Consider the following 20979-nt stretch of genomic DNA (forward strand, 5'->3'; position numbering starts at 1 on the left):
TCGGAATATCCGCTTGTCTGCTGGAATTGCAGAAAACGGGTGCGAAAGGGTATAAGGCAGGCATGGTATCTTTATTTGAAAGTCAGGTTGCCCGCCCGCTGGCAGATCGTTTGCGCCCGCGCAAACTGACAGAGATTGTCGGGCAGGATCATCTTTTTGGCGATGACGGACCCTTGACCCGGATGACGCAAACCGCGCGTGTCCCCTCGGTTATTTTGTGGGGCCCACCGGGATGTGGCAAAACCACGCTGGCCCGCTTGATGGCCGATATTGCCGATATGGCGTTCGAGCCGCTCTCTGCCATTTTTTCCGGCGTGGCGGATTTGCGCAAGGTGTTCGAGCGGGCGCGCGGCCGGCGTGTCACTGGGGCCAGCACCCTGCTTTTTGTGGATGAAATCCATCGTTTCAACAAGGCCCAACAGGACAGTTTCCTGCCTTATGTTGAAGATGGCACCATCACCCTGATCGGGGCAACCACCGAAAACCCGTCATTCGAGCTAAATGCCGCCCTTTTGTCGCGCTGTCAGGTGCTGGTACTCAAACGCCTGGATGATCCGGCGCTAGAAGAGCTTTTAAAGCGTAGCGAAAGCGAAATGGGGTTTGATCTACCGGTAACGGCCGAGGCCCGCACGACCCTTCGAGCCATGGCCGATGGCGATGGGCGCTATTTGCTGAATATGGCCGAAGAGTTGTTTATGCTGCCCGCCAGCGATGACGGCCCGCTGGGTGTGGCAGAGCTTTCGCGCGTGATTCAGAAACGCATGCCGATTTACGACAAGGGCAATGACAGCCATTATAATCTGATCAGCGCACTTCATAAATCGGTTCGTGGATCGGACCCGGATGCGGCACTTTACTGGTATAACCGGATGCTGATGGGCGGCGAAGACCCCAAATATGTTGCGCGTCGTTTGTTGCGCATGGCGATCGAGGATATTGGCCTGGCTGACCCGCAGGCGCAGCAAATTTGCCTGGGTGCCTGGCAAAGTTACGAACGGCTGGGTAGCCCGGAGGGTGAACTGGCCCTGGCCCAGGCGGTGATTTATCTGGCGTTGGCCCCCAAATCCAATGCCGGGTATAATGCCTATAATCATTCTGCCCGTATTGCGCGGGATACCGGGTCGCTTACGCCACCGGCCCATATTCTGAATGCGCCTACAAAACTGATGAAGGAAATTGGCTATGGGCAGGGATATGCCTATGACCATGACCAGAAAGACGGTTTTTCCGGCCAGAACTATTTTCCTGACGGGATGCGCCGCCAGCAGTTTTATGATCCGGTCGAGCGCGGCTTTGAGCGCGATTTGCGCAAGCGGGTGGATTATTTCGCCAAACTGCGCCGGGAACGGCAAAAACGCGCTACGGATGATTGATTAGGCAATTTCTGGAAACAAACATGTGCACTATCAATGGATAGTCCCAAGTCCGGAAATTGATATGGTGCGGACATATCAATTTACCCTGACTGGAGACTCTTTCATGAGCACCATTTTGCACATCGATCCGTCCGTAAACGGTGAAAATTCCAAAAGCCGCCAGCTTGCCCTGAAACTGATCGAGCGTATGAAAGCAGCTGATCCGTCGGCGACAGTGACCTCGCGCGTGCTCGATGCGAATGTTGCACCGGCCATCAATGGCGATGTTGTGGGGGCTTATTACACGCCGGCCGACAGCCGCAGCGATGCTCAGAAGGCCCTTTTGGCAACATCCGACGCGCTGGTTGCCGAATTGCAGGCCGCTGACGCCGTGGTTATCGGTGTTCCGATGTACAACTTTGCCGTGCCGTCCACGCTGAAGGCTTGGAACGACATGGTTGCCCGCGTTGGCGTGACCTTTAATTATACCGAAAACGGTCCGGTTGGTGCCCTTGGCGGCAAAAAGGCCTATTTGGTTGTTTCCACCGGCGGCGTTCCGGTTAACAGCCCGGCAGACTTTGCGACCCCTTACATGAAGCAGTTCCTGGCGTTCCTCGGCATTACCGATGTTACCGTGATCGAAGCCGCTGGTTTTGCCGTTGATGCCGATAAGGCAATGGCAACAGGTTTGGCTGCTGTTGAAGCTGCTGAATTGCCCAAAGCAGCCTGATTGCTTTGACTATAATATCTCGGCGCTAATGTTTTTTAGCGCTGAATGACATAAAAGACCGGTATGCGCCTGCATGCCGGTCTTTTGTTTTTGCAATTACAGTCGTTTAATATTCTATGTATATATTTGGCGAACTGGCAGTGTGTCATCATCAAGGTGACATCGTAAGATGGAATAAGGGGAAATATGTGTCGCGGTGTGTGATGCTGATCATGTGGCTGATTGCGGTTGCAGGCCTGACATTTGCAGGGGTGCGATTTAGCGGGCTGCTTGACTCGATGCTGCCCGCAGGTGAGCCCGAAGTCACCCGTTTTTCCCCGGAAATGCCACTGCCAGCACAGCCCAATTTTTATCTGGTATGCGGGGGCGGACATTGCCCGCCCGCCATTCGTAAAATTGAAAGCCCGGTTTTTCCTGTCAGTGCCTCCCAGCTTTTTAGCCGGATCGAGGAACTGGTGCCGTCAATGCACGGCAAGGTCACATATCGTAATGGCGAAACCCTGCATATTCGCTTTGTCGTTCGCAGTTCCATTTTTCGCTTTCCCGACTGGGTTGATTTGCAGGCATCTCCGGTTGAAGACAATAGCAGCGAACTTTTGGCTTATAGCCGCTCGGTATATGGGGCCGACGATTTGGGAGCCAATCAAAAGCGCCTTGAGAAGCTGGTCTCCCAGCTTTCTGCGCTGACCCGTGGTGTGCCTGTCAGCCAATAAATACGGTTTGTTCATCAACCTTGCTTAAAGACCAAGGGGTTTGGCTGTCTTTTATTCTGTTTATCAAGATGGTCTAAACTCCCTTATTCTTTAGATTGAAAGGGAGTCACGAGGGAGTGACAGACGACAATATTGCCTGAAAGCCTGTCCTCTGTTACATCCGGAGCCAGCCTTTTTTCTGATGCCGTCTTTGCTGCCAGAATGAATTGCAGCATGGTCGTGATGGCAATTTCATTTCAATTGATCCGTGCGAAGGCGCGTATCGCCCGTGCGGTTTTCGCATGTGACATTTGAACACTGAAGGACTAGCTTCCCGCCATGCAATTTTCACCGATCATTTTTGCCTGTGTCGCCCTGGGCGGGGCGTTGGGCGCCATGTCGCGCTATGTCGTTTCCGACTGGATGAATTCGCTGATGGGGCATGGGTTCCCGTGGGGCACTTTCACCGTCAATATCGTCGGATCGTTCATTATGGGCCTGGTCATTGAGCTGGGTGCCCTTAAATTTTCCATCGGCCCGGAAATTCGCGCCATTATCGTTACCGGGTTCTTGGGGGCGTTTACGACTTTTTCCACTTTTTCCCTCGATGTAGCGACCCTATATGAACGGGGTAATTTTGCGCTGGCGGCCCTTTATGTCACAGTTTCGGTGTTTGTCGGTATTTCGGCCCTGTTTGGGGCAATGGCATTGGTACGAGGAGCTTTCCAATGAGCGGTGTTACCCTGCGTCGGGTTAAGGCGGACGAGGCGGAAACACGCCTGGATCGCTGGTTTAAGCGTAATTGCCCGGAATTTACGTTTGGTCAGGTGCAAAAATTTCTGCGTGGCGGCCAGATCCGCGTGGATGGCAAACGCGCCAAGGCCAATCAGCGCCTGGAGCCTGGGCAGGAAATTCGCGTGCCGCCGGTGCCTGTTATGTCGGGTGGCGGCGAAATGCCGTGGCAGGATGGCAATTACGAACCGAAGGCGAAAACCGGCCCGTCGCGTGTCGATGCCAGCGAGGAAGACTTGCAGGCCCTGCGCGATTCCGTGCTGTTTTATGATGAAGTTGTTCTGGCAATCAACAAACCTGCCGGTTTGGCCGTGCAAGGGGGGACCAATACCGCCCTGCATATTGATGGCATGCTTGATGCGCTAAAGCTTGATAGCAAGGAACGCCCGAAACTGGTCCATCGTTTGGACAAGGATACCAGCGGTGTGTTGCTGCTGGCCCGTTCGGCATCGGCCGCCGCGGCGCTAACGCGCGCTTTCAAGGATAAAACCACCCGCAAACTTTATTGGGCGCTGGTTGCCGGTGCGCCCGCAGAACGTGAAGGTTTGATCGACGCCCCCCTGGCCAAACAGGGCGGTAAGGGCGGCGAGAAAATGGTGATTGATGAAAAGCAGGGCAAAACCGCGCAAACCGTGTATCGCCAGCTTGCCCGTGCGGGGCAGAAGGCGGCCTGGCTGGCCCTGTCACCGCTGACCGGGCGTACCCATCAGCTTCGCGCCCATACCGAGGCGATAGGCTGCCCGATTATTGGTGATGGTAAATATGGCGGGGCCAAGGCCTTTCGCGATGGTTTGGCAAATCAGATGCACCTTCATGCCCGTGCGATCGATTTCCCGCATCCTGTTACCGGCTATCGTGTGGTGATCGAGGCCCCGGTGCCGCCGCATTTTGCCGACAGCCTGAAAACCCTTAATTTCGATGCGAAAACACCAACCAAGTTTTTGACGCCCGAAATTCATCGTGAAAAAGAAAAGAAACCGGCACGTCGTGCTACGTCCCGGCGCTAATGCCGTTTGTGTGTGGCGTTAAAACAGACCCACCGGCAGGGCCGATTATGCTGCCTTGCCGGTGAATTTTGTTTACCCGAAAAGCTTAAGTCGGGAACCGGGCAATAAACGCCTTGTGAATGCAGCGCAGATGGCCTGCGTGAACCTCCATACCCGACAGTTCACATTCCTGGGCGCGCCTCAGCAGCATCGTGGCGATCTGCTGGCGTCCATGTGTGCTATGAATCAGGTTTTCACCTTCTTCCAGCGCACTGATGATTGGAATGTGTTCACATTCGGCAATCGCGCAGATTTCGTCTTCATTCAGGTCGCTAAAGTCAAAGCAGTCCTTCAGGGTTAGCATGGTTTCCTCCCCTTGTTAGCGGGGCGATGCTTAAGTGTATTATATATTTCTAATTATTTACAGTCCGGTGAATTTCCGTTTAGGTTGAAAGACTTGCGCGCGGCTCGGGCGGGCCGTGCCTTTTGGGATGAAGACTCGGGGCCAAATCCGCTTTTGGCTGGACCAAACCGGGCAGGCAGGCTACCTCTACGGGGCACGAGGAACGTGATGACCAAGCGTCATGTATCGGCATGGCGGCCCATAAAACAGGTTTTCTGAATGACGACGGATTTGCTGCGACTTGTGATCTTTGATTGTGATGGCACGCTGGTAGACAGTCAGCACGCCATCGCCCATTGCATGGATCATGCCTTTGCCGAACACGGCCTGGAATGCCCGGGCCTGGAAAAAACCCGCACCATTATTGGCCTGAGCCTGCCCGAGGCCATTGCCCGGCTGGCCCGGCCCGCGGTGCTGGAGGCGTCCCTGATCCAGGCTGTGACCAACAGTTACAAGTCCGCCTTTTTTACCCTGCGCCAAAGCCCTGATTTTTTTGAACCCCTTTTTCCGGGTGTTCTTGAAGTGATCGAATCCCTGGATCAGCGCGGCTGGCTTTCCGGGGTGGCAACCGGCAAGGCACGGCGCGGCCTTGATGCGGTGCTGGAGCGTAATAACCTTTCGCGTCGTTTTGTCACGCTTCAGACTTGCGATAACCATCCGTCAAAGCCACATCCCTCGATGCTGGAAGCCGCGATGAGCGAAACCGGCACGGATCCGCGCAATTGCGCGATGATTGGCGATACCACCTTTGATATCGAAATGGGCCGGGCAGCGGGGATGCTGTCGATTGGTGTGGCCTGGGGATATCATGAACGTGAAACACTGGAAAAAGCCGGGGCGCATGCGGTGATTGATCATTTTGATCAACTTCCCGATATGCTGGAAGCGTTATGGAAAACTGCCGGACAAACGGCCTGAGGCACAGATAGATGGCTGATGATAATTTGACCCTTGATAACGGGCGTGACATGGCTCTGCTTGATCCTGTAACCGTTGAAATTACCGTCCCACGTGACCCGGATGCGGCCTTTATTGCCTTTACCGAAGGTTTTGGCGACTGGTGGCCACGCGCCACACATACGATTGCCCGCGAAGACTGCACCGGTATTAGGATGCACCCGGGGTTGGGCGGCGAAATTATCGAAACCGCAAAGGGCCGGACACCGCAAATATGGGGTAAAATCGAAATCTGGCTGCCCGGCGAGCAGGTGGCATTTACCTGGCATCCGGGGTGGGATTCTGGTGATTATACCCGTGTCAGTGTCAGCTTTGATCAAAATGCCTTTGGGCATTGTGTGATCAAGCTGGTGCATTGGGAATGGGAAAATCTGGGTGAAATCGCGACTGCCGTGCGCGATGGTTATATTACCGGCTGGCAGCAGGTCTTTGGCGAGGTTTTTGCCACCTATTTGCGCCAGAACAACAAATAAGCCCATTATACGATTTCATAACAACAACAGGCCGGTAGATGGACTCTACTGGCCTGTTTTTTGTTTGGGCTTTGGTTGCGGCAAGTGTGGGAATTACCCTACAGCACGCCACGTTCCATCAAATCCTTGCGCAGGCGGATCGGGTCACGGAACCAGTGGGTGGCAAAGCCCATTTCGCGGGCTTGCTGGATGTTCTTTTCGGAATCATCAATAAACAGCGTGGTTTTGGGATCAAGGCCAAACCGGCTGGCGGTCAGCTCGAAAATGCGCGGGTCGGGTTTCGCCAGTTTTTCCTGTCCGGAAACCAGGATGCCCTCAAAATTTTTCAGGAACGCAAATTTCTCCTGGGCATGGGGCCATGTCTGGTGCGACCAGTTGGTCAGCGCATAAAGGCGTACGGTGTTTTTGCCCTTTAACTCCTCAAGCAGGCGTTCGGTACCCATAATCGAACCTGCCATCATTTCGGGCCAGCGATCCCGCCAGGCGGCAATTTGGTCATGATATTTCGGGTGGCGATGTTGCTGCTCGGGAATGGAGGTTTCAAATTCCAGGGCCGCCTTGTCATGCAGGAAATTCCAGTGCGGATGGCAGACTTCGCTCAGGAAATATTCCATTTCGGCGGTATCGGTAAAAATCTTGCGATACAGGTGGCGCGGGTCCCAATCCACCAGCACGCCACCCAGATCAAATAGTACGGTTTCTATTTCCTGCATTTTTTCCTGCGTTTGGTTTTTAAAGTTGCCAGTTCATGACGGGGCATGTTTGCCGCCTTCGTACCATTATTTTGGCGGCGCATTGTGACGGCGTGGGTGAAAATGTTCACATCCCCATTGTGCTCTTGAGAATGTGTTTTTCGCATGATTCTATTTTTTTCAAAAGGTTATCGTGTGATGTCCTGCCGGGCTAGTGCTCTCTGACAGGAGTTTGACTTGCCATTTGACGAAGGCTCGTAAAGGATTTTAACTGAAGGTAAATTTACCGGGCAGGTTGTAACGGGGACGGTGGCATTTTGCCACCATCGCCCTTTAATGTAAAAATCGGGAAATCAGGAGGCGAGGATGTGCACACTGGACGGATGTGGATCAAACGATCATTTGGGGCCGCCGCCCAAGGCAACGGATCAGGAACGACGTCTGTTTTTAAAAGGCCTTGCTGTTTTGCCGCTGGCTGTGGTTCTGGCCGATCCGATTTTGGCGCATGCCGCCGCCGAAACCCTGAAAAAGGTCACGATCACCGCGCCAACCGGTGAAACAATGGTCGCCGAGGTGATTTTGCCTGCCGCATTGCCTGCACCGGCTGTTTTGCTGATCCATGAATGGTGGGGCCTGAATGACCAAATTCGTGCAACTGCGGCGGAGTATGCCAATCAGGGTTTTATCGCGCTGGCGGTTGATTTATATGGCAAACCGGCGGCCACCACACCTGCTGGCGCAAAATCGCTGATGTCAGAGGTGGACCCGGTTGCGGCGACGTCGAAACTTAAGGCATCGGTTGCCTATCTGAAGGATCATAAGGATTGTACCGGCAAAGTGGGCGTTGTGGGTTGGTGCTTTGGCGGCGGCTGGTCGCTGAATACCGCCCTTGCCACCACTGTTGATGCCTGTGTGATTTATTATGGCAATGTTGCCAAAACCCCTGAACAACTGGCAACCCTGAATGCCCCATTGATGGGGCATTTTGGTACTCTGGATCAGAATATCAACAAGGCGATGGTGGACGGGTTTGAAAAATCGCTGAAAGCAGCTGGCAAAACCGATTACCAGATTTTCTGGTACGAGGCCAACCATGCCTTCGCCAACCCGACCGGCGGGCGTTATGACGCCGCGGACGCAAAGCTGGCCTGGGAACGCACGCTTGGCTTTTTCAAAGAACACCTTGCCTGAGCAAAGGCGAATGTGATGTGGGCCTGCACTAAACGCGTGCAGGCCCTTTTTTATTGGTATGGGGGGCGTCAGCCGGTGGGATTGGCGCGGTTGGCCCAGCGGGTGGAGCGGCGCTCTACAATGTTGAAAAACTCATACATGATGATGCCCATCGCCGCGATCACCAAAAGGCCGGCAAAAACCAGCGGCATGTTGAATTTCGACGAGGCCGACAGCATCAGATACCCAACCCCGACATTGGACGCCACCGTTTCGGAAATGACCGATCCAACAAAGGCCAGCGTGATGGCAACCTTAAGGGAGGCAAAGAAATAGGGCAGGGCGCGGGGAAAGCCGACCTTGATCAGAATATCGGTGCGGGTCGCGCCCAGGGATCGCAACACATCGCGCAATTCGGGTTCCAGCGTGGCAAGGCCGGTGGCCACATTGACCACGATCGGGAAAAACGAAATGATGAAGGCGGTAATCACGGCAGGCACCGTGCCAATGCCAAACCACATCACCAAAACCGGTACCAGGGCCACCTTGGGCACCGAATTGAAACCAACCAAAAGCGGGTTGGCGGCCGTATAAATCGCCCGGCTGGACCCCACCAGTGCACCCAGAAAAACGCCAAAAACAACAGCAATGGCAAAGCCGAACAGCGTTGTATAAAGCGTTTGTGCCGCGTGCATCCAGATCGCACTGCGGAATTTCCACGCCGCTTCAAGGCTGGCCGAGGGTGTTGGGAGAACATAATCCGGGATGTGAAACAGCCGCACAATGCCTTCCCATAACAGGAAAAGAACAATCGCGCTGATCCAGGGGCTTGCCCGGTTTTGAAGGGATCGTTTGGTCATTTTATCGGCCCTTTCGTCTAGGCTGCCCGCACATCGCGGATATGGCTGCGCAATTCATGAACCAGATCGATAAAGGGCTGGGTAAAGGTGGTTTCCTGGTCACGCGGGCGGGGCAGGGTGTTTTCACGCGCTACCAGTATTTTGCCCGGTCGCTTGGACATCACATAAACCGTATCGGCCAGATAGGCCGCCTCGCGCAGATCATGCGTGACCAGAATCACGGTAAAGGGCCGTTTCATCCAAAGGTTTTGCAAAATGTCCCACAATTCCTCGCGGGTAAACGCATCCAGCGCGCCAAAGGGCTCGTCGAGCATCAGAAGGTCGGGTTCGTGGATCAGGGAGCGACACAGCGAAGCGCGTTGCTGCATCCCGCCTGAAAGCTCCCACGGGTATTTGTTTTCGTGCCCGGCCAGGCCGACCGTTGCCAAAAGGTCTTTGGCGCGTTCGATATATTCCTGCTTGTGTTTGCGCAGGCGGTTGCGGTGTGGCTTTACGATTTCCAAAGGCAGCAACACATTATCCAGTGTCGTCCGCCACGGCAGCAGGGTGGGGTTTTGAAAGGCCATGCCGACAATTTTTAACGGTCCGGCGACTTCCTTGGCATCGACAATCACCGTGCCATCGCTGGGCGGCATCAACCCTGACACCAGTTTCAGCAGGGAGGATTTGCCGCATCCTGAAGGGCCGACAACGGCAATGAATTCACCCTTTTGGATCTTCATGTCCGTTGTATCAAGTGCCAGGTCATCCCCCTCGCTATAACGCAGCGTGACTTTGTTTAGCTCGACAAAACTGCTCGACACAGCCTTCTTCTCCCTGCCTGTTTCGCTGTTTTGTGTGGCTATTATTTGATTTTGCGGTCTGCTTCGCCAGGCATGTAAATGCTGGTGAAAATATCGGCGACCTTGGGCGGGTTTTGCAGGCCAAAGGCCAGGCTGACCTGTTCGATGGCTTTTGCCATGCGCTCGGTCGAAATCGGGCCCATGCCATGTGCCAGCACTTCGTCGGTAATGACGTTATCCTCGATCACCATGTTCAGGCGTTCGGTTTCAAGGTCGGTATCGATCAGCGGGTCCACTTCTTTCAGGGCGGCAATCGCCTCGTCCGGGTTGGCAATCGCATCGCGCCAGCCCTTGACCACGGCCCGCAGGAAACCGCGCAATTGGTCGCCATGATTTTCCATCATGTCCTTGGAGGCCAGCATCCCGTTGCCATAAAAATCCAGGCCGTAATCGGCATATTTGAAGACAACCATGTCGTCTTTTTTGATGCCCTGGTTTTCAAGGTTCAGAACCGAGGTGAAATAATGGCCGGAAATGGCATCGACATCACCGCGTACCAGCATCGGTTCGCGCAGCGGCGGGTCCATGCTTTCCCATTTTACATCATCCATCGATAGGCCGGTGGCCTTGGCAAAGGCGGGAAACAGCTTGCGCGAGGCATCAAAAACCGGCGCACCAAGCGTCTTGCCCTTCAGGTCTTCGGGTTTGGTGATGCCGCTTTTTTTCAGCATGAACAGCGAAAAGGGCGGGCGGTCATAGACCATGAAAATCGACTTCATCGCCTGGTCCGGGTGGGCGGCGTTGAATTCAACCAGCGAATTGATATCGGCAAAGGAAATGTCATAGGCGCCACTGGCAACCCGCGTGATTGCCCCGACCGAGCCATTGCCCGAATCAATCGTGACATCCAGCCCCTCATCGGCGAAATAGCCCTTTTTCTTGGCCAGAATATAAGGTGCGGTATGGCCCTCAAATTTCCAGTCAAGCGAAAATTTGATTGGTGTATCTGCTTTTGCTGCATGGCCCGCCACCAGTGCCGCTGTGCCAAGCGCGATTGCCGCGATCCGTAAACCCAATTTACCCATCTGTCGAAGTCTCCCGATTGCATCGCGTTTGCGCGATATGTTTCATTGCCTCAGGCCTAGAAACCCGCAAAATATCAGCAAGCCTCATGCCATTTTTCCGCCCTCTATGCTGGCAGCGGGTTTGAGCAGTGTCCTGGAATGTCTAAAATATAAGCTGCGTAAATTTTTGTTTAAAAAATGTGCATATTTTTTCTGCAAAAGGCGATCAGTGCCACTTTTGGCATCAAACCCCTTGCGTCTTTTGACGGATTTGGGCATATCGCCTTTATGGTAAATTCATCGATCAAACGGTTTTATAAAAACGTGGCGGCAGTTCCCGACCCAGGCGGAGCGGGCTGGCGCGTGCATCTGGACGGGCGGGCTGTCAAAACCCCGGCCAAGGCAGAGTTTTTGCTGCCGGTTCAACCTCTTGCCGAAAAGATTGCCGCCGAATGGGATGCGCAGGACGAGCATATTGTTCCGGCAACCATGCCGCATATGCAGCTGGCGGCAACCGCGATTGACCGCGTTGCCCCCAACCGGACTGCCGTCATTGCCGAGCTTGTCGGTTATGGACGGAGTGATTTGTTGTGTTATCGGGCGCAATATCCCGATGATTTGGTCACACGTCAGAACGAACACTGGCAGCCCCTGCTTGACTGGGCCGAAAGCGAATTTTCAATTGCGCTAAAGGTGACACAGGGTGTGATGCCGGTATCGCAGGAAGATACCGCTCTTCTTGCCATCCAGGACGTGATCGAACCGCTGGATGACCATCAATTGGCCGCCCTGCACACCCTGATCACGGTTTCCGGTTCTGTTGTGATTGGTCTGGCGGTTTTTCATGGTCGCCTGGATGCGCAAGGGGCCTTTGACATTTCCCAGATCGATGAAAGCTATTCCATCGAAAACTGGGGCGAGGATGCCGAGGCCACCGTGCGCCGGGAACGCCTGCGGCACGAGATTTTGGCTGCTGGGGAGTTTTTGGCACTGCTGCGCAGCAACGGATCGGCCCTGTAATCAAACCCCTAATTGCTTCCACGTTCTGCGACATATTATGTGTTGTGGAGAAGGATAGGCGACCGGCAGGCACCTTTTGCGAAGGGTGCCTGTTTTTTTGTCGGTCATCCAATACGCAATGATAGCTGTGTTCCTGGTTTGTTGGCCTTTTCCGGCGAATGAACTTAAAAAATATCAGATATTTACAGTTTTTCTTTATTTTCTTGCCTCAATTGCAGATTTATATTGCAAAGGTTATATACATACGTATTAGATGGGTGGTTATATTAGAAGAAGGTATTTTTGCCTTCCCGATCGTCGCGCAGGGAATTTGGGGGTGCGCAGGGTGCGGGTGATGCGGAGGCAGCGTATGACGACCGAGAGTAAAACAGGTGGGTATCTTGAAAACGTTCTCGACCGTCTCAACGGTTTGACGGTATCAGGCGTGTCTTGTGAACATGATGCGCCACCGTCAGACACAGACAGCCTGCTTTATTTCATTGATCTTGCCTGCCCGGAAAAAAGCAGTTTTAGTGCCAATCTCAAACAAATGCTGGGTTATGATATCTCCGATCTGGGCGTGCCTGGTGCGGATTGGTGTTTGTCACTGGCGCACCCTGATGACATTGGCAGGTTAACATCGCTTGCCACGCTGCCACCTGAAATGTGTGGCAAAACGCTGACCCGGCGTTTCCGTATTCGTCACCGCAATGGCGAATGGCTTGATGTGATTGATCAGGCAATGAAAATTCCTGGTGCTGACCCGCAAGGCGGGACCATTGTCGGTATGTTGCGTAACCCGTCATTATACCGGAAAATCTCGGTGGCCTTGCAGGAAAGCAACCGTCGCTACCAGCATTTGCTGGAAACCATTCCCGATGGCGTCATGGTCTATGATGCGCGCGGCACTATTGTAAAAAGCAATTTGGCCGCGCAAAAAATGCTGGGATTAAGTGCCAGCGCGCTTTTGGGTCTTAAGGCTGCCGATAATTGCTGGCAGGCTGTTGATCAGCACGGGCATCCTTTCTGCCCCGATGATTTCCCCGTTGTGCGCGCCCTGCAAAGGCAGGAGCCGGTTTATGGCGTGATTATGGGCATACAATGTGCCGCTGATCGCCGGATCTGGGTGCGCATCAATGCCCAGCCGCTTTTTGATGCCGAAACTGGCCAAACCGAAGGGGCGGTGGTTTCCTTTGCCGATGTCAGCGATTTGAAAAATGCCGAAACCGCGATTGCCGAACGCGAAAGCCTGTATCGCCAGATGTTTGATCGTAACCCGGCGGTTAAATTGCTGATTGACCCGTTAACTGGCAAGATTGTGGATGCCAACAAGGCGGCCTGTGATTTTTACGGCTATGATCATGCCACATTGCGCAGCATGGTGATTGGTCAGATCAATGTGGAGAATGGCGATGTTATCGCCAGCTCGGTGCAAAAGATCGTTGATAACGGTGCTGCCAGTTTTTCCTTCCGGCATCGGCTTGCTGATGGTGCCATTCGCGATGTGCGGGTCAATTCCGGGCGCATCATGTTAAATGGCTCCGAATATATTAACTCCATTGTCTTTGATGTGACAGAACGAAACGAATATGAGCGCCGCCTGATCAAGGCCAACCGTCAGCTTCAGCTGGAACGCCAGCGTTTGGATGAAATTGTTCGGGCCACCAATGCGGGCACCTGGGAATGGAATGTGCAGACGGGCGAGATCCGGCTTAATGAACGCTGGGCGGAAATCGGGGGATATACCCTGGAAGAACTGATGCCGTGCAATGTGGATCGTTGGATCGATCTTTGTCATCCTGACGACGTCGAAACCATCACTGGTCTGTTAAATCGCCATTTTGACGATGAAATTGATCAGTTTGACTGTGAATACCGCCTGAAACACAAAAACGGAAGCTGGGTTTGGGTGCTGGATCGGGGCAAGGTATTTGAATGGTCGGAGGACGGGAAGCCACTGCGTCTGTCAGGTACGCATAGTGACATCACCCTTTCCAAGGAAATTGAACAGCGCATACGCCATATGGCCCTGTCTGATCCGCTTACCGGCCTTGGCAACCGTCGCCAGTTTGAAGACCAGTTGGCCGGCGCCCTTGCAAAATGCAGGGCCGGAGGGCGGCATGTTGTTTTACTGTTGCTCGATCTGGATAACTTCAAAATGGTCAATGACACCTTCGGGCACCCGGTGGGGGATGCGCTGCTGGTTGATGTGGCCGAACGCATTAGAAAGCAATTTCGCGAAAGTGATTTTATCGCCCGTTTGGGTGGTGATGAATTTGCGGTTTTGCTGACCAATGTGGAAGACATCGCCATTGCCAAGAAGGCGGCCTTGCGTGTGATTGACCATGTCAGCCATCCTAGCCATATCGAGGGGCACGACATCAAGGTCGGTGTCAGCATTGGCATAAGTGCCGGTTGTGAGGGGATTTTGCCCAAAACCCTATATTGGCAGGCGGATCGCGCCCTTTATCAGGCCAAGGAAGCCGGGCGAAATACTTTTCGGGTTCATCAGGCGCGGCCTTCCGTCATTTAAGCAATATATGCGACAGTCGCCTTTGTTTTCACGCCGTATCGGGCGAATAATCTTATTCCATCATATCCTAGACTTTAGTTCTGTTCGATCTGGTATTTTCCTTTGACGCTAGGGAATTCAGGCATTTGCCCGGTTGCGGTATTGAATGTTGCTGTGTAAAAATAATTGGCATTCCAGTACCGAATAATGGTATTTCAGTTTTGCACCCGTATTTTGCGGGACGCTGTTTTTATTCCGGCCGGGCCACAAACAAGGATCAGCCAGCATGCAGGAAATCATCACCAGACTCGAAGAAATGCGCGCCAATGCCGCAATGGGCGGCGGGCAGACGCGCATCGACAAACAGCACGCCAAAGGCAAACTTACCGCACGCGAACGCCTTGATGTGCTGCTTGACGAAGGCAGTTTCGAGGAATGGGACATGTTTGTCGAACATGATTGCGTTGATTTCGGCATGACCGAAAACCGCATTCCCGGGGATGGTGTTGTAACCGGTCACGGCACGATCAATGGCCGACTGGTATTTGTCTTCAGCCAGGATTTCACGGTTTTTGGCGGTGCGCTTTCCGGCGCGCATGCCCGTAAAATTTGCAAAATCATGGATCAGGCCATGAAGGTCGGCGCGCCTGTAATTGGCCTTAATGATTCCGGCGGGGCGCGTATTCAGGAAGGGGTCGAAAGCCTGGCGGGCTATGCCGATGTGTTCCAGCGCAATGTCGAGGCATCGGGTGTTATTCCGCAAATCTCGCTGATCATGGGGCCATGTGCGGGCGGGGCCGTTTACAGCCCGGCGATGACGGACTTTATTTTCATGGTCAAGGACAGCTCCTACATGTTCGTGACCGGGCCTGATGTGGTGAAAACCGTGACCCATGAGGAAGTCACTCACGAGGAACTGGGCGGGGCGATGACACACACCGCTGTTTCCGGTGTGGCGGATCTGGCCTTTGAAAACGATGTGGATTTGCTGCTGCAAACCCGCCGCTTTATAGATTTTCTGCCGCTGTCCAACAAGGAACAGCCGCCGGCGCGCACATGCGAGGACCCGGTGGATCGCGATGATTATTCGCTCGATACCCTGGTGCCCGAAAACCCCAACATGCCTTACGACATGAAGGAACTGATCCTTAAAACCGTCGATGAAGGTGATTTTTACGAAATCCAGCCCGATTATGCCAAAAACATCATTATCGGCATGGCGCGTATGGATGGCCGTGCGGTGGGCATCGTCGCCAACCAGCCAATGGTGCTGGCAGGCTGCCTGGATATTGCCAGCTCTAAAAAGGCGGCGCGTTTTGTGCGCTTTTGCGATGCCTATAACATTCCCATCGTTACCTTTGTCGATGTGCCGGGTTTTATGCCGGGCACGGCCCAGGAACTGGGCGGCATCATCAAGCACGGTGCCAAACTGCTTTATGCCTATGCCGAGGCAACGGTGCCCAAGGTAACCGTCATTACCCGCAAGGCCTATGGCGGCGCTTATGACGTGATGGCGTCCAAACATTTGCGCGGCGATGTCAACTATGCCTGGCCCAGTGCCGAAATTGCGGTGATGGGGCCCAAAGGGGCGGTGGAAATCATTTTTCGGGCTGATATGAACGACCCCGCGAAAATCGAGGCCCGCACCGAAGAATACCGCCAGAAATTTGCCAACCCGTTTGTCGCGGGGCGCAAGGGCTTTATCGATGATGTCATCATGCCGCATGGCACCCGGCGTCGGGTGTGCAAATCGCTTGCGATGTTGCGCAACAAGGACGTCAAAAACCCTGCCAAAAAACACGGCAATATCCCGTTATAAGCCCGGAGCATCCAGAAATGTTTAAGAAAATCCTGATTGCCAACCGCGGCGAAATTGCCTGCCGTGTGATTAAATCCGCCCGCAAAATGGGCATCGCCACCGTGGCGGTGTATTCGGATGCCGATAAAAACGCCCTGCATGTGCAAATGGCCGATGAAGCCGTGCATATCGGTGCTGCACCATCTAACCAGTCCTATCTGCTGATTGATAAAATCATCGCGGCATGCAAACAGACCGGGGCCGAGGCCGTGCATCCCGGATACGGTTTCCTGTCGGAAAATCAGAATTTTGCCAAGGCCCTGGCCGAAGCCGAAATTGAATTTATCGGCCCGCCGACCGGTGCCATTGGCGCGATGGGCGATAAAATCACCTCGAAAAAAATTGCCGCCGATGCCGGTGTTTCCACCGTGCCGGGCTATATGGGCGTGATCAAGGATACCGACGAGGCCGTTAAAATTGCCAACGAAGTTGGTTATCCGGTGATGCTTAAGGCATCGGCCGGCGGGGGCGGCAAGGGCATGCGGATTGCCCATAATGATGCCGAATGCCGCGAAGGGTTTGAACGTGCCACCTCCGAAGCTGCCTCCAGCTTTGGCGATGATCGTGTCTTTATTGAAAAGTTTGTCGAACAACCGCGCCATATTGAAATTCAGGTGCTGGCCGATAAACACGGCAATGCCATTTACCTTGGCGAACGCGAATGTTCCATTCAGCGTCGCCACCAAAAGGTAGTGGAAGAAGCCCCATCCCCCTTTATCGACCCTGAAACTCGCAAGGCCATGGGCGAACAGGCCGTGGCACTGGCGCGCGCGGTCGATTATTGCTCCGCCGGGACGGTGGAATTCATTGTCGATAAAGACAAAAACTTCTACTTCCTGGAAATGAATACCCGCCTGCAGGTCGAACATCCGGTGACGGAACTGGTGACCAAGCAGGATCTGGTTGAATGGATGATCCGCATTGCATATGGCGAAGAACTGACCCTGCATCAGGAGGACGTCACCCTGACCGGTTGGGCGATGGAAACCCGCATCTATGCCGAGGACCCGTTTCGCGAATTTCTGCCCTCCACCGGTCGCCTTGTCCATTACCAGCCGCCCGTTGAAACAGATAATGTCCGGGTTGATACCGGCGTGTTCGAGGGCGGTGAAATTTCCATGTTCTACGACCCGATGGTGGCAAAGCTGGTCAGCTATGGTGCTGACCGGGACGAGGCCATCCATCATATGCGACGTGCACTGGATGCCTATTTTATTCGTGGCATTTCGCACAATATTCCGTTTCTGGCGGCGGTGATGGCCAATAAGCGCTTCCAGGATGGCAATATCACCACCAACTTCATTGCCGAAGAATACCCGCATGGGTTCTCGGCCGATGATCTGCCCAATGATGACCCGCAAACCCTGATCACGGTGGCGGCCTATATCAATCAGCGCATGGCCGAACGCAATGGCGGCATTAGCGGCCAGTTCCGCGACAATGCCGCCCCGGTGCATGAAAGCTGGGTTGCCGTCACCGGTGATGATCATACCCCGTTTGACATCGAAATTGATGGCGTTAACGGTGATTACATTGTCGCCATTGGCGATCGCAGCTTTGGTGTGGTGTCGGACTGGAAAATTGGCGATAGCCTGTTTTTCGGCGAAATTGATGGCGTGCCGCTATGTGTGCAGGTCGATATCGATGGGACTGGCTATCGCCTGGCAACCAATGGCGTACAAAAAAACATCAAGGTTTTGCGCCCGCGTATCGCCGAACTGCAAAAATTGATGCCGTTCAAGGCCCCGCCAGACATGTCCAACTTCCTGCTTTCCCCGATGCCGGGCCTTTTGGTCAAGGTCTCGGTCGAGGAAGGGCAAACCGTCCAGCCGGGTCAGGAATTGTGCATTCTCGAAGCCATGAAAATGGAAAACGTGCTGAAAGCCGAAAGCAAGGGCGTGATCAAAACCATCCACGCCAAGCAGGGTGCGAACCTGTCGGTCGATGCCATTATCATCGAGTTTGAAAAAGACGTATAACAGACAGATATTTCTCGCGGTGTGACACGGTTTGATCAGTGCGAGAATGTGTTTTGATGAAAATGGGCCAACGGCAGAGAGAGCCGTTGGCCCATTTTTTAATTTAAAGTTGAATTCTGGTGGCGCGTGTCAAGGGATAGTGATGCCAGGTGTTTGTTCTTTAGTATTATGCTTTTAGGTAGGTTTTTCTTTGCATGTGCGTATGAAGAATTAGACGTGTTGGCTTGTCGAAAAAATATTGTTTAGATATCGATAGTTTGCTGCTTTTTTTAAGTAATTAAATTTTTGGCCTCGCTGCATCAGCAGAATTCGGCATCTTGGTGATTATACCACCCTTGACTTAAGTCATATTTTCAATACTCAAAAGTATATATAAACCATACCAAAGTGTATGTTTTATGATGGCTGGATATGACGGGGAGAGGGAGTCAGGATGTCAGTTTTCACTTTGTCGCGTATAAAATCAATTCAACTCAAGATTGCTTTGGTGTCAGGGACCTGCCTGTTGGTAACAGTTGCGGCTTTGGTCGGGTACAATCTCGTTTCTACTCGTGTCAGCAATGATCAGACAACAGCCGAAGTTATGGGAATTGTCGACAGTCAGGTAAAAGAAATACTGTTAAATCGTGCCCGTCTTGAGGCGAAAAAAATTCAGTCGGAGCTTGATACGGCGTTTGATGTCGCCCGTAATATGGCACATGTATTTTCGGTGCTGGCAGATAGCGGAAATGCCGGGACAGCCGATGCTGAACGGCGTCGCCAGTTCAACGCTCTTTTGAAAAAGGTCTTGCAGGAAAACGGTGCGTTTAACGGTACATATTCTGCGTGGGAGCCAAACGCCCTTGATGGCAATGATGCGCTTTTTAAAGGCAATCGGGAACTGGGATCGGATGAATCCGGGCGGTTTTTGCCATATTGGACACGCAATACCAATGGTGACATCGCCATTCAGCCACTTGTTGAATATGACAGCAGCGAAAAACATGCCAATGGGTTGATAAAGGGGGATTGGTATATTTCGCCTGCCAATACCGGCAAGGAAAATATATTGGGTCCGCTTCCCTATATTGTACAGGGAAAGTCGGTGTTTTTGGCGACCATGTCGGTGCCGATCATGATCAACGGTAAATTTTCCGGGGTCGCCGGGGCCGATTATAATCTTGATTTTGTTCAAAAGCTTGCCGTTTCCGTCGATGCCTCGATTTATGAAGGACGGGGGAATGTCGTGATCATGGGCAATGATGGGTTGATTGTCGCCAATAGCAAAAATCCCGGTTCAATCGGGCAAAGTACGGCATCTGTTGGTGCGGAATGGCGTGCGGGATTTGATGCGGTGCAGTCAGGCACCGGCATTGTCGAGGACGACGCATCATCCCCGGATATTGAAGTTTATGCGCCAGTAAAAATGGGGATTGACCAACATCCTTGGGCCATTCTGATTTCTGTCCCGCGTGAAGTGGTTCAAGCTACTGTTAACCAGTTGGAAGCCGATATTCACATCCGGACATCGAACAGTATTTTCTGGTCGGTGATGGTGGGGCTGGTCATTGCGGTTGCGGCTATTGCGTTAATTGTGCTGGCTGCACGCAGCATTGCCAAACCCATTCGCAGTTGTGCCGATTTTGCTAACGGTATTGCACGCAACGATTTTGACCAAACCCTGCATATTGAACAGCAGGACGAAGTTGGCGTGCTGGCCCAGGCTCTGCGCAAGATGCTGGAGGATTTAAAGCGCAACATCGCCCAGCGTGCCGAAGACCAGGCCCGGGCCGAGGAAGAACGACGCCAGGCCCTGAATGCAATGGCCGACGAATTTGAATCATCGGTTGGCGGGCTGGTATCTGGTGTGACGATGGCGGCAACGGAATTGCAGGCAACGGCAAAGTCCATGTCGCAAACGGCCAATACCACCAGCGAACGGGCGGTCGTTGTGGCGGCCGCCTCCGAACAGACGGCCAAAAATGTACAAACCGTTGCCTCCGCCACCGAGGAACTTTCGGCATCCTTTGTCGAGATTGGCGCACGTGTTGAGGAATCGACCGAAATTATTGCATCCGCTGTGCGTCAGGCCCTTGATACCAACGCAAAGGTGCGCGGGCTGAATGACGCCGCCCAGAAAATCGACGAGGTTGTTTTGCTGATCAATGATATTGCCGGTAAAACCAACCTGCTGGCGCTGAATGCCACAATCGAGGCTGCCCGCGCGGGGGATGCAGGCAAGGGATTTGCCGTTGTGGCCTCTGAAGTTAAAACACTTGCCACCCAGACCGCCCGCGCCACCGACGAGATTGCCGGGCAAATCCGGGCCATTCAGGAGGCAACCGGCAGTTCCGCCATTGCGATCAAGGAGATTTCCGACACCATTAGCAGTGTGAATGATATTTCGACGGGCATTGCATCTGCCATTCAGGAGCAAACGGCGGCCACACAGGAAATTTCGCGCAATATCTCGCAGGCGGCGTCGGGCACGGCGGATGTGTCCTCCAACATCGACGATGTCACCCGTGCTGCTGGCGAAACCGGCGGGGCTGCCGACGAGGTGCTAACAGCCGCCGCCGAGCTTGGCAAAAACGGGACCTCGCTTATGGACCAGGTTGAAATCTTTCTTAAGACGGTCCGGCGTTAAGCAGGGACGAAATGCAGGGGCCAGAAGGGCTGTTGTATTGGCTTTGGGC

Annotated in this window: 18 protein-coding genes; 13 read left to right on the plus strand and 5 right to left on the minus strand. The window is 53.5% G+C overall.

Going from position 1 to position 20979, the window contains the following annotated elements; all coding sequences use genetic code 11:
• Window positions 1–62 precede the first annotated feature (62 nt).
• The 5 genes from LF95_RS04570 (at window position 63) to LF95_RS04590 (ending at window position 4576) form a co-directional block, all read left to right on the plus strand.
• Window positions 63–1373, plus strand: coding sequence for a replication-associated recombination protein A (locus tag LF95_RS04570; RefSeq protein WP_073953875.1), 1311 nt, complete (start codon window positions 63–65; stop codon window positions 1371–1373).
• 106 nt (window positions 1374–1479) lie between these two features.
• Window positions 1480–2085: an FMN-dependent NADH-azoreductase gene (locus tag LF95_RS04575; RefSeq protein ID WP_073953876.1), complete on the plus strand. Its 606-nt coding sequence runs from the start codon at window positions 1480–1482 to the stop codon at window positions 2083–2085.
• A gap of 188 nt (window positions 2086–2273) precedes the next feature.
• Complete coding sequence (locus LF95_RS04580) at window positions 2274–2798, plus strand: DUF1499 domain-containing protein (RefSeq protein WP_168173656.1); 525 nt, start codon at window positions 2274–2276, stop codon at window positions 2796–2798.
• A 318-nt stretch (window positions 2799–3116) separates the two neighbouring features.
• Complete coding sequence (crcB, locus tag LF95_RS04585; RefSeq protein ID WP_073953878.1) at window positions 3117–3509, plus strand: fluoride efflux transporter CrcB; 393 nt, start codon at window positions 3117–3119, stop codon at window positions 3507–3509.
• Window positions 3506–4576: an RluA family pseudouridine synthase gene (locus LF95_RS04590; protein ID WP_073953879.1), complete on the plus strand. Its 1071-nt coding sequence runs from the start codon at window positions 3506–3508 to the stop codon at window positions 4574–4576. Before crcB ends, LF95_RS04590 begins: the two co-directional genes overlap by 4 nt.
• Window positions 4577–4661: 85 nt before the next feature.
• On the opposite strand, the gene LF95_RS04595 is transcribed toward LF95_RS04590, so the two are convergent.
• Complete coding sequence (locus LF95_RS04595) at window positions 4662–4919, minus strand: hypothetical protein (protein WP_073953880.1); 258 nt, start codon at window positions 4917–4919, stop codon at window positions 4662–4664.
• Window positions 4920–5177: 258 nt separating this feature from the next.
• Between LF95_RS04595 and LF95_RS04600 the strand changes: the two genes are divergently transcribed.
• Both LF95_RS04600 and LF95_RS04605 read left to right on the plus strand, forming a co-directional pair.
• Window positions 5178–5876, plus strand: coding sequence for an HAD-IA family hydrolase (locus tag LF95_RS04600; protein WP_073953881.1), 699 nt, complete (start codon window positions 5178–5180; stop codon window positions 5874–5876).
• Window positions 5877–5887: 11 nt separating this feature from the next.
• The gene (locus LF95_RS04605) at window positions 5888–6388 is read left to right on the plus strand and encodes an SRPBCC family protein (protein WP_073953882.1); all 501 of its coding nucleotides are present in this window, start codon (window positions 5888–5890) and stop codon (window positions 6386–6388) included.
• 98 nt (window positions 6389–6486) lie between these two features.
• Here LF95_RS04605 and LF95_RS04610 read toward each other — a convergent pair whose 3' ends face one another.
• Entirely contained in the window at window positions 6487–7101 is a 615-nt protein-coding gene (locus LF95_RS04610) for an HAD family hydrolase (RefSeq protein WP_083607504.1), read from the minus strand.
• Window positions 7102–7446: 345 nt separating this feature from the next.
• Between LF95_RS04610 and LF95_RS04615 the strand changes: the two genes are divergently transcribed.
• On the plus strand, window positions 7447–8271 hold the full coding sequence (locus tag LF95_RS04615) for a dienelactone hydrolase family protein (RefSeq protein WP_073953883.1): 825 nt from the start codon (window positions 7447–7449) through the stop codon (window positions 8269–8271).
• 68 nt (window positions 8272–8339) lie between these two features.
• On the opposite strand, the gene LF95_RS04620 is transcribed toward LF95_RS04615, so the two are convergent.
• The 3 genes from LF95_RS04620 to LF95_RS04630 are packed head-to-tail and all read right to left on the minus strand — an operon-like array spanning window position 8340 to window position 10977.
• A complete protein-coding gene (locus tag LF95_RS04620; RefSeq protein WP_073953884.1) occupies window positions 8340–9110 on the minus strand; it encodes an ABC transporter permease in 771 nt (256 codons plus the stop codon).
• Window positions 9111–9127: 17 nt separating this feature from the next.
• The gene (locus tag LF95_RS04625) at window positions 9128–9913 is read right to left on the minus strand and encodes an ABC transporter ATP-binding protein (RefSeq protein WP_073953885.1); all 786 of its coding nucleotides are present in this window, start codon (window positions 9911–9913) and stop codon (window positions 9128–9130) included.
• 41 nt (window positions 9914–9954) lie between these two features.
• Window positions 9955–10977, minus strand: coding sequence for an ABC transporter substrate-binding protein (locus tag LF95_RS04630; RefSeq protein ID WP_073953886.1), 1023 nt, complete (start codon window positions 10975–10977; stop codon window positions 9955–9957).
• Window positions 10978–11154: 177 nt separating this feature from the next.
• On the opposite strand from LF95_RS04630, the gene LF95_RS04635 reads away from it, so the two are divergent.
• The 5 genes from LF95_RS04635 to LF95_RS04655 all read left to right on the plus strand — a co-directional run bounded on the left by LF95_RS04635 (window position 11155) and on the right by LF95_RS04655 (window position 20930).
• The gene (locus tag LF95_RS04635; protein WP_215905648.1) at window positions 11155–11976 is read left to right on the plus strand and encodes an ATP12 family chaperone protein; all 822 of its coding nucleotides are present in this window, start codon (window positions 11155–11157) and stop codon (window positions 11974–11976) included.
• A gap of 349 nt (window positions 11977–12325) precedes the next feature.
• Complete coding sequence (locus LF95_RS04640) at window positions 12326–14488, plus strand: diguanylate cyclase domain-containing protein (protein WP_073953887.1); 2163 nt, start codon at window positions 12326–12328, stop codon at window positions 14486–14488.
• Window positions 14489–14753: 265 nt separating this feature from the next.
• Window positions 14754–16286 carry an acyl-CoA carboxylase subunit beta gene (locus LF95_RS04645; protein ID WP_073953888.1) on the plus strand — a complete coding sequence of 511 codons (1533 nt, stop codon included), beginning with the start codon at window positions 14754–14756 and terminating at the stop codon, window positions 16284–16286.
• A gap of 17 nt (window positions 16287–16303) precedes the next feature.
• Window positions 16304–18304, plus strand: a complete 2001-nt coding sequence (accC, locus tag LF95_RS04650; protein WP_073953889.1) for an acetyl-CoA carboxylase biotin carboxylase subunit — start codon at window positions 16304–16306, stop codon at window positions 18302–18304.
• A 505-nt stretch (window positions 18305–18809) separates the two neighbouring features.
• Complete coding sequence (locus LF95_RS04655) at window positions 18810–20930, plus strand: methyl-accepting chemotaxis protein (RefSeq protein ID WP_143181940.1); 2121 nt, start codon at window positions 18810–18812, stop codon at window positions 20928–20930.
• Window positions 20931–20979: the final 49 nt, after the last annotated feature.

This window comes from Thalassospira sp. TSL5-1 (genome assembly GCF_001907695.1).
Lineage (GTDB): Bacteria > Pseudomonadota > Alphaproteobacteria > Rhodospirillales > Thalassospiraceae > Thalassospira.

What these genes read in the sequence shown, in the direction of transcription:
- LF95_RS04605 (WP_073953882.1), top strand. Translation starts at nt 5,888, where the DNA reads ATGGCTGATGATAATTTGACCCTTGATAACGGGCGTGACATGGCTCTG.
- LF95_RS04640 (WP_073953887.1), top strand. Translation starts at nt 12,326, where the DNA reads ATGACGACCGAGAGTAAAACAGGTGGGTATCTTGAAAACGTTCTCGAC.
- accC (WP_073953889.1), top strand. Translation starts at nt 16,304, where the DNA reads ATGTTTAAGAAAATCCTGATTGCCAACCGCGGCGAAATTGCCTGCCGT.
- LF95_RS04620 (WP_073953884.1), bottom strand. Translation starts at nt 9,110, where the DNA reads ATGACCAAACGATCCCTTCAAAACCGGGCAAGCCCCTGGATCAGCGCG.
- LF95_RS04610 (WP_083607504.1), bottom strand. Translation starts at nt 7,101, where the DNA reads ATGCAGGAAATAGAAACCGTACTATTTGATCTGGGTGGCGTGCTGGTG.
- LF95_RS04635 (WP_215905648.1), top strand. Translation starts at nt 11,155, where the DNA reads ATGTGCATATTTTTTCTGCAAAAGGCGATCAGTGCCACTTTTGGCATC.
- LF95_RS04570 (WP_073953875.1), top strand. Translation starts at nt 63, where the DNA reads ATGGTATCTTTATTTGAAAGTCAGGTTGCCCGCCCGCTGGCAGATCGT.
- LF95_RS04615 (WP_073953883.1), top strand. Translation starts at nt 7,447, where the DNA reads ATGTGCACACTGGACGGATGTGGATCAAACGATCATTTGGGGCCGCCG.
- LF95_RS04590 (WP_073953879.1), top strand. Translation starts at nt 3,506, where the DNA reads ATGAGCGGTGTTACCCTGCGTCGGGTTAAGGCGGACGAGGCGGAAACA.
- crcB (WP_073953878.1), top strand. Translation starts at nt 3,117, where the DNA reads ATGCAATTTTCACCGATCATTTTTGCCTGTGTCGCCCTGGGCGGGGCG.
- LF95_RS04595 (WP_073953880.1), bottom strand. Translation starts at nt 4,919, where the DNA reads ATGCTAACCCTGAAGGACTGCTTTGACTTTAGCGACCTGAATGAAGAC.
- LF95_RS04600 (WP_073953881.1), top strand. Translation starts at nt 5,178, where the DNA reads ATGACGACGGATTTGCTGCGACTTGTGATCTTTGATTGTGATGGCACG.
- LF95_RS04575 (WP_073953876.1), top strand. Translation starts at nt 1,480, where the DNA reads ATGAGCACCATTTTGCACATCGATCCGTCCGTAAACGGTGAAAATTCC.
- LF95_RS04630 (WP_073953886.1), bottom strand. Translation starts at nt 10,977, where the DNA reads ATGGGTAAATTGGGTTTACGGATCGCGGCAATCGCGCTTGGCACAGCG.
- LF95_RS04645 (WP_073953888.1), top strand. Translation starts at nt 14,754, where the DNA reads ATGCAGGAAATCATCACCAGACTCGAAGAAATGCGCGCCAATGCCGCA.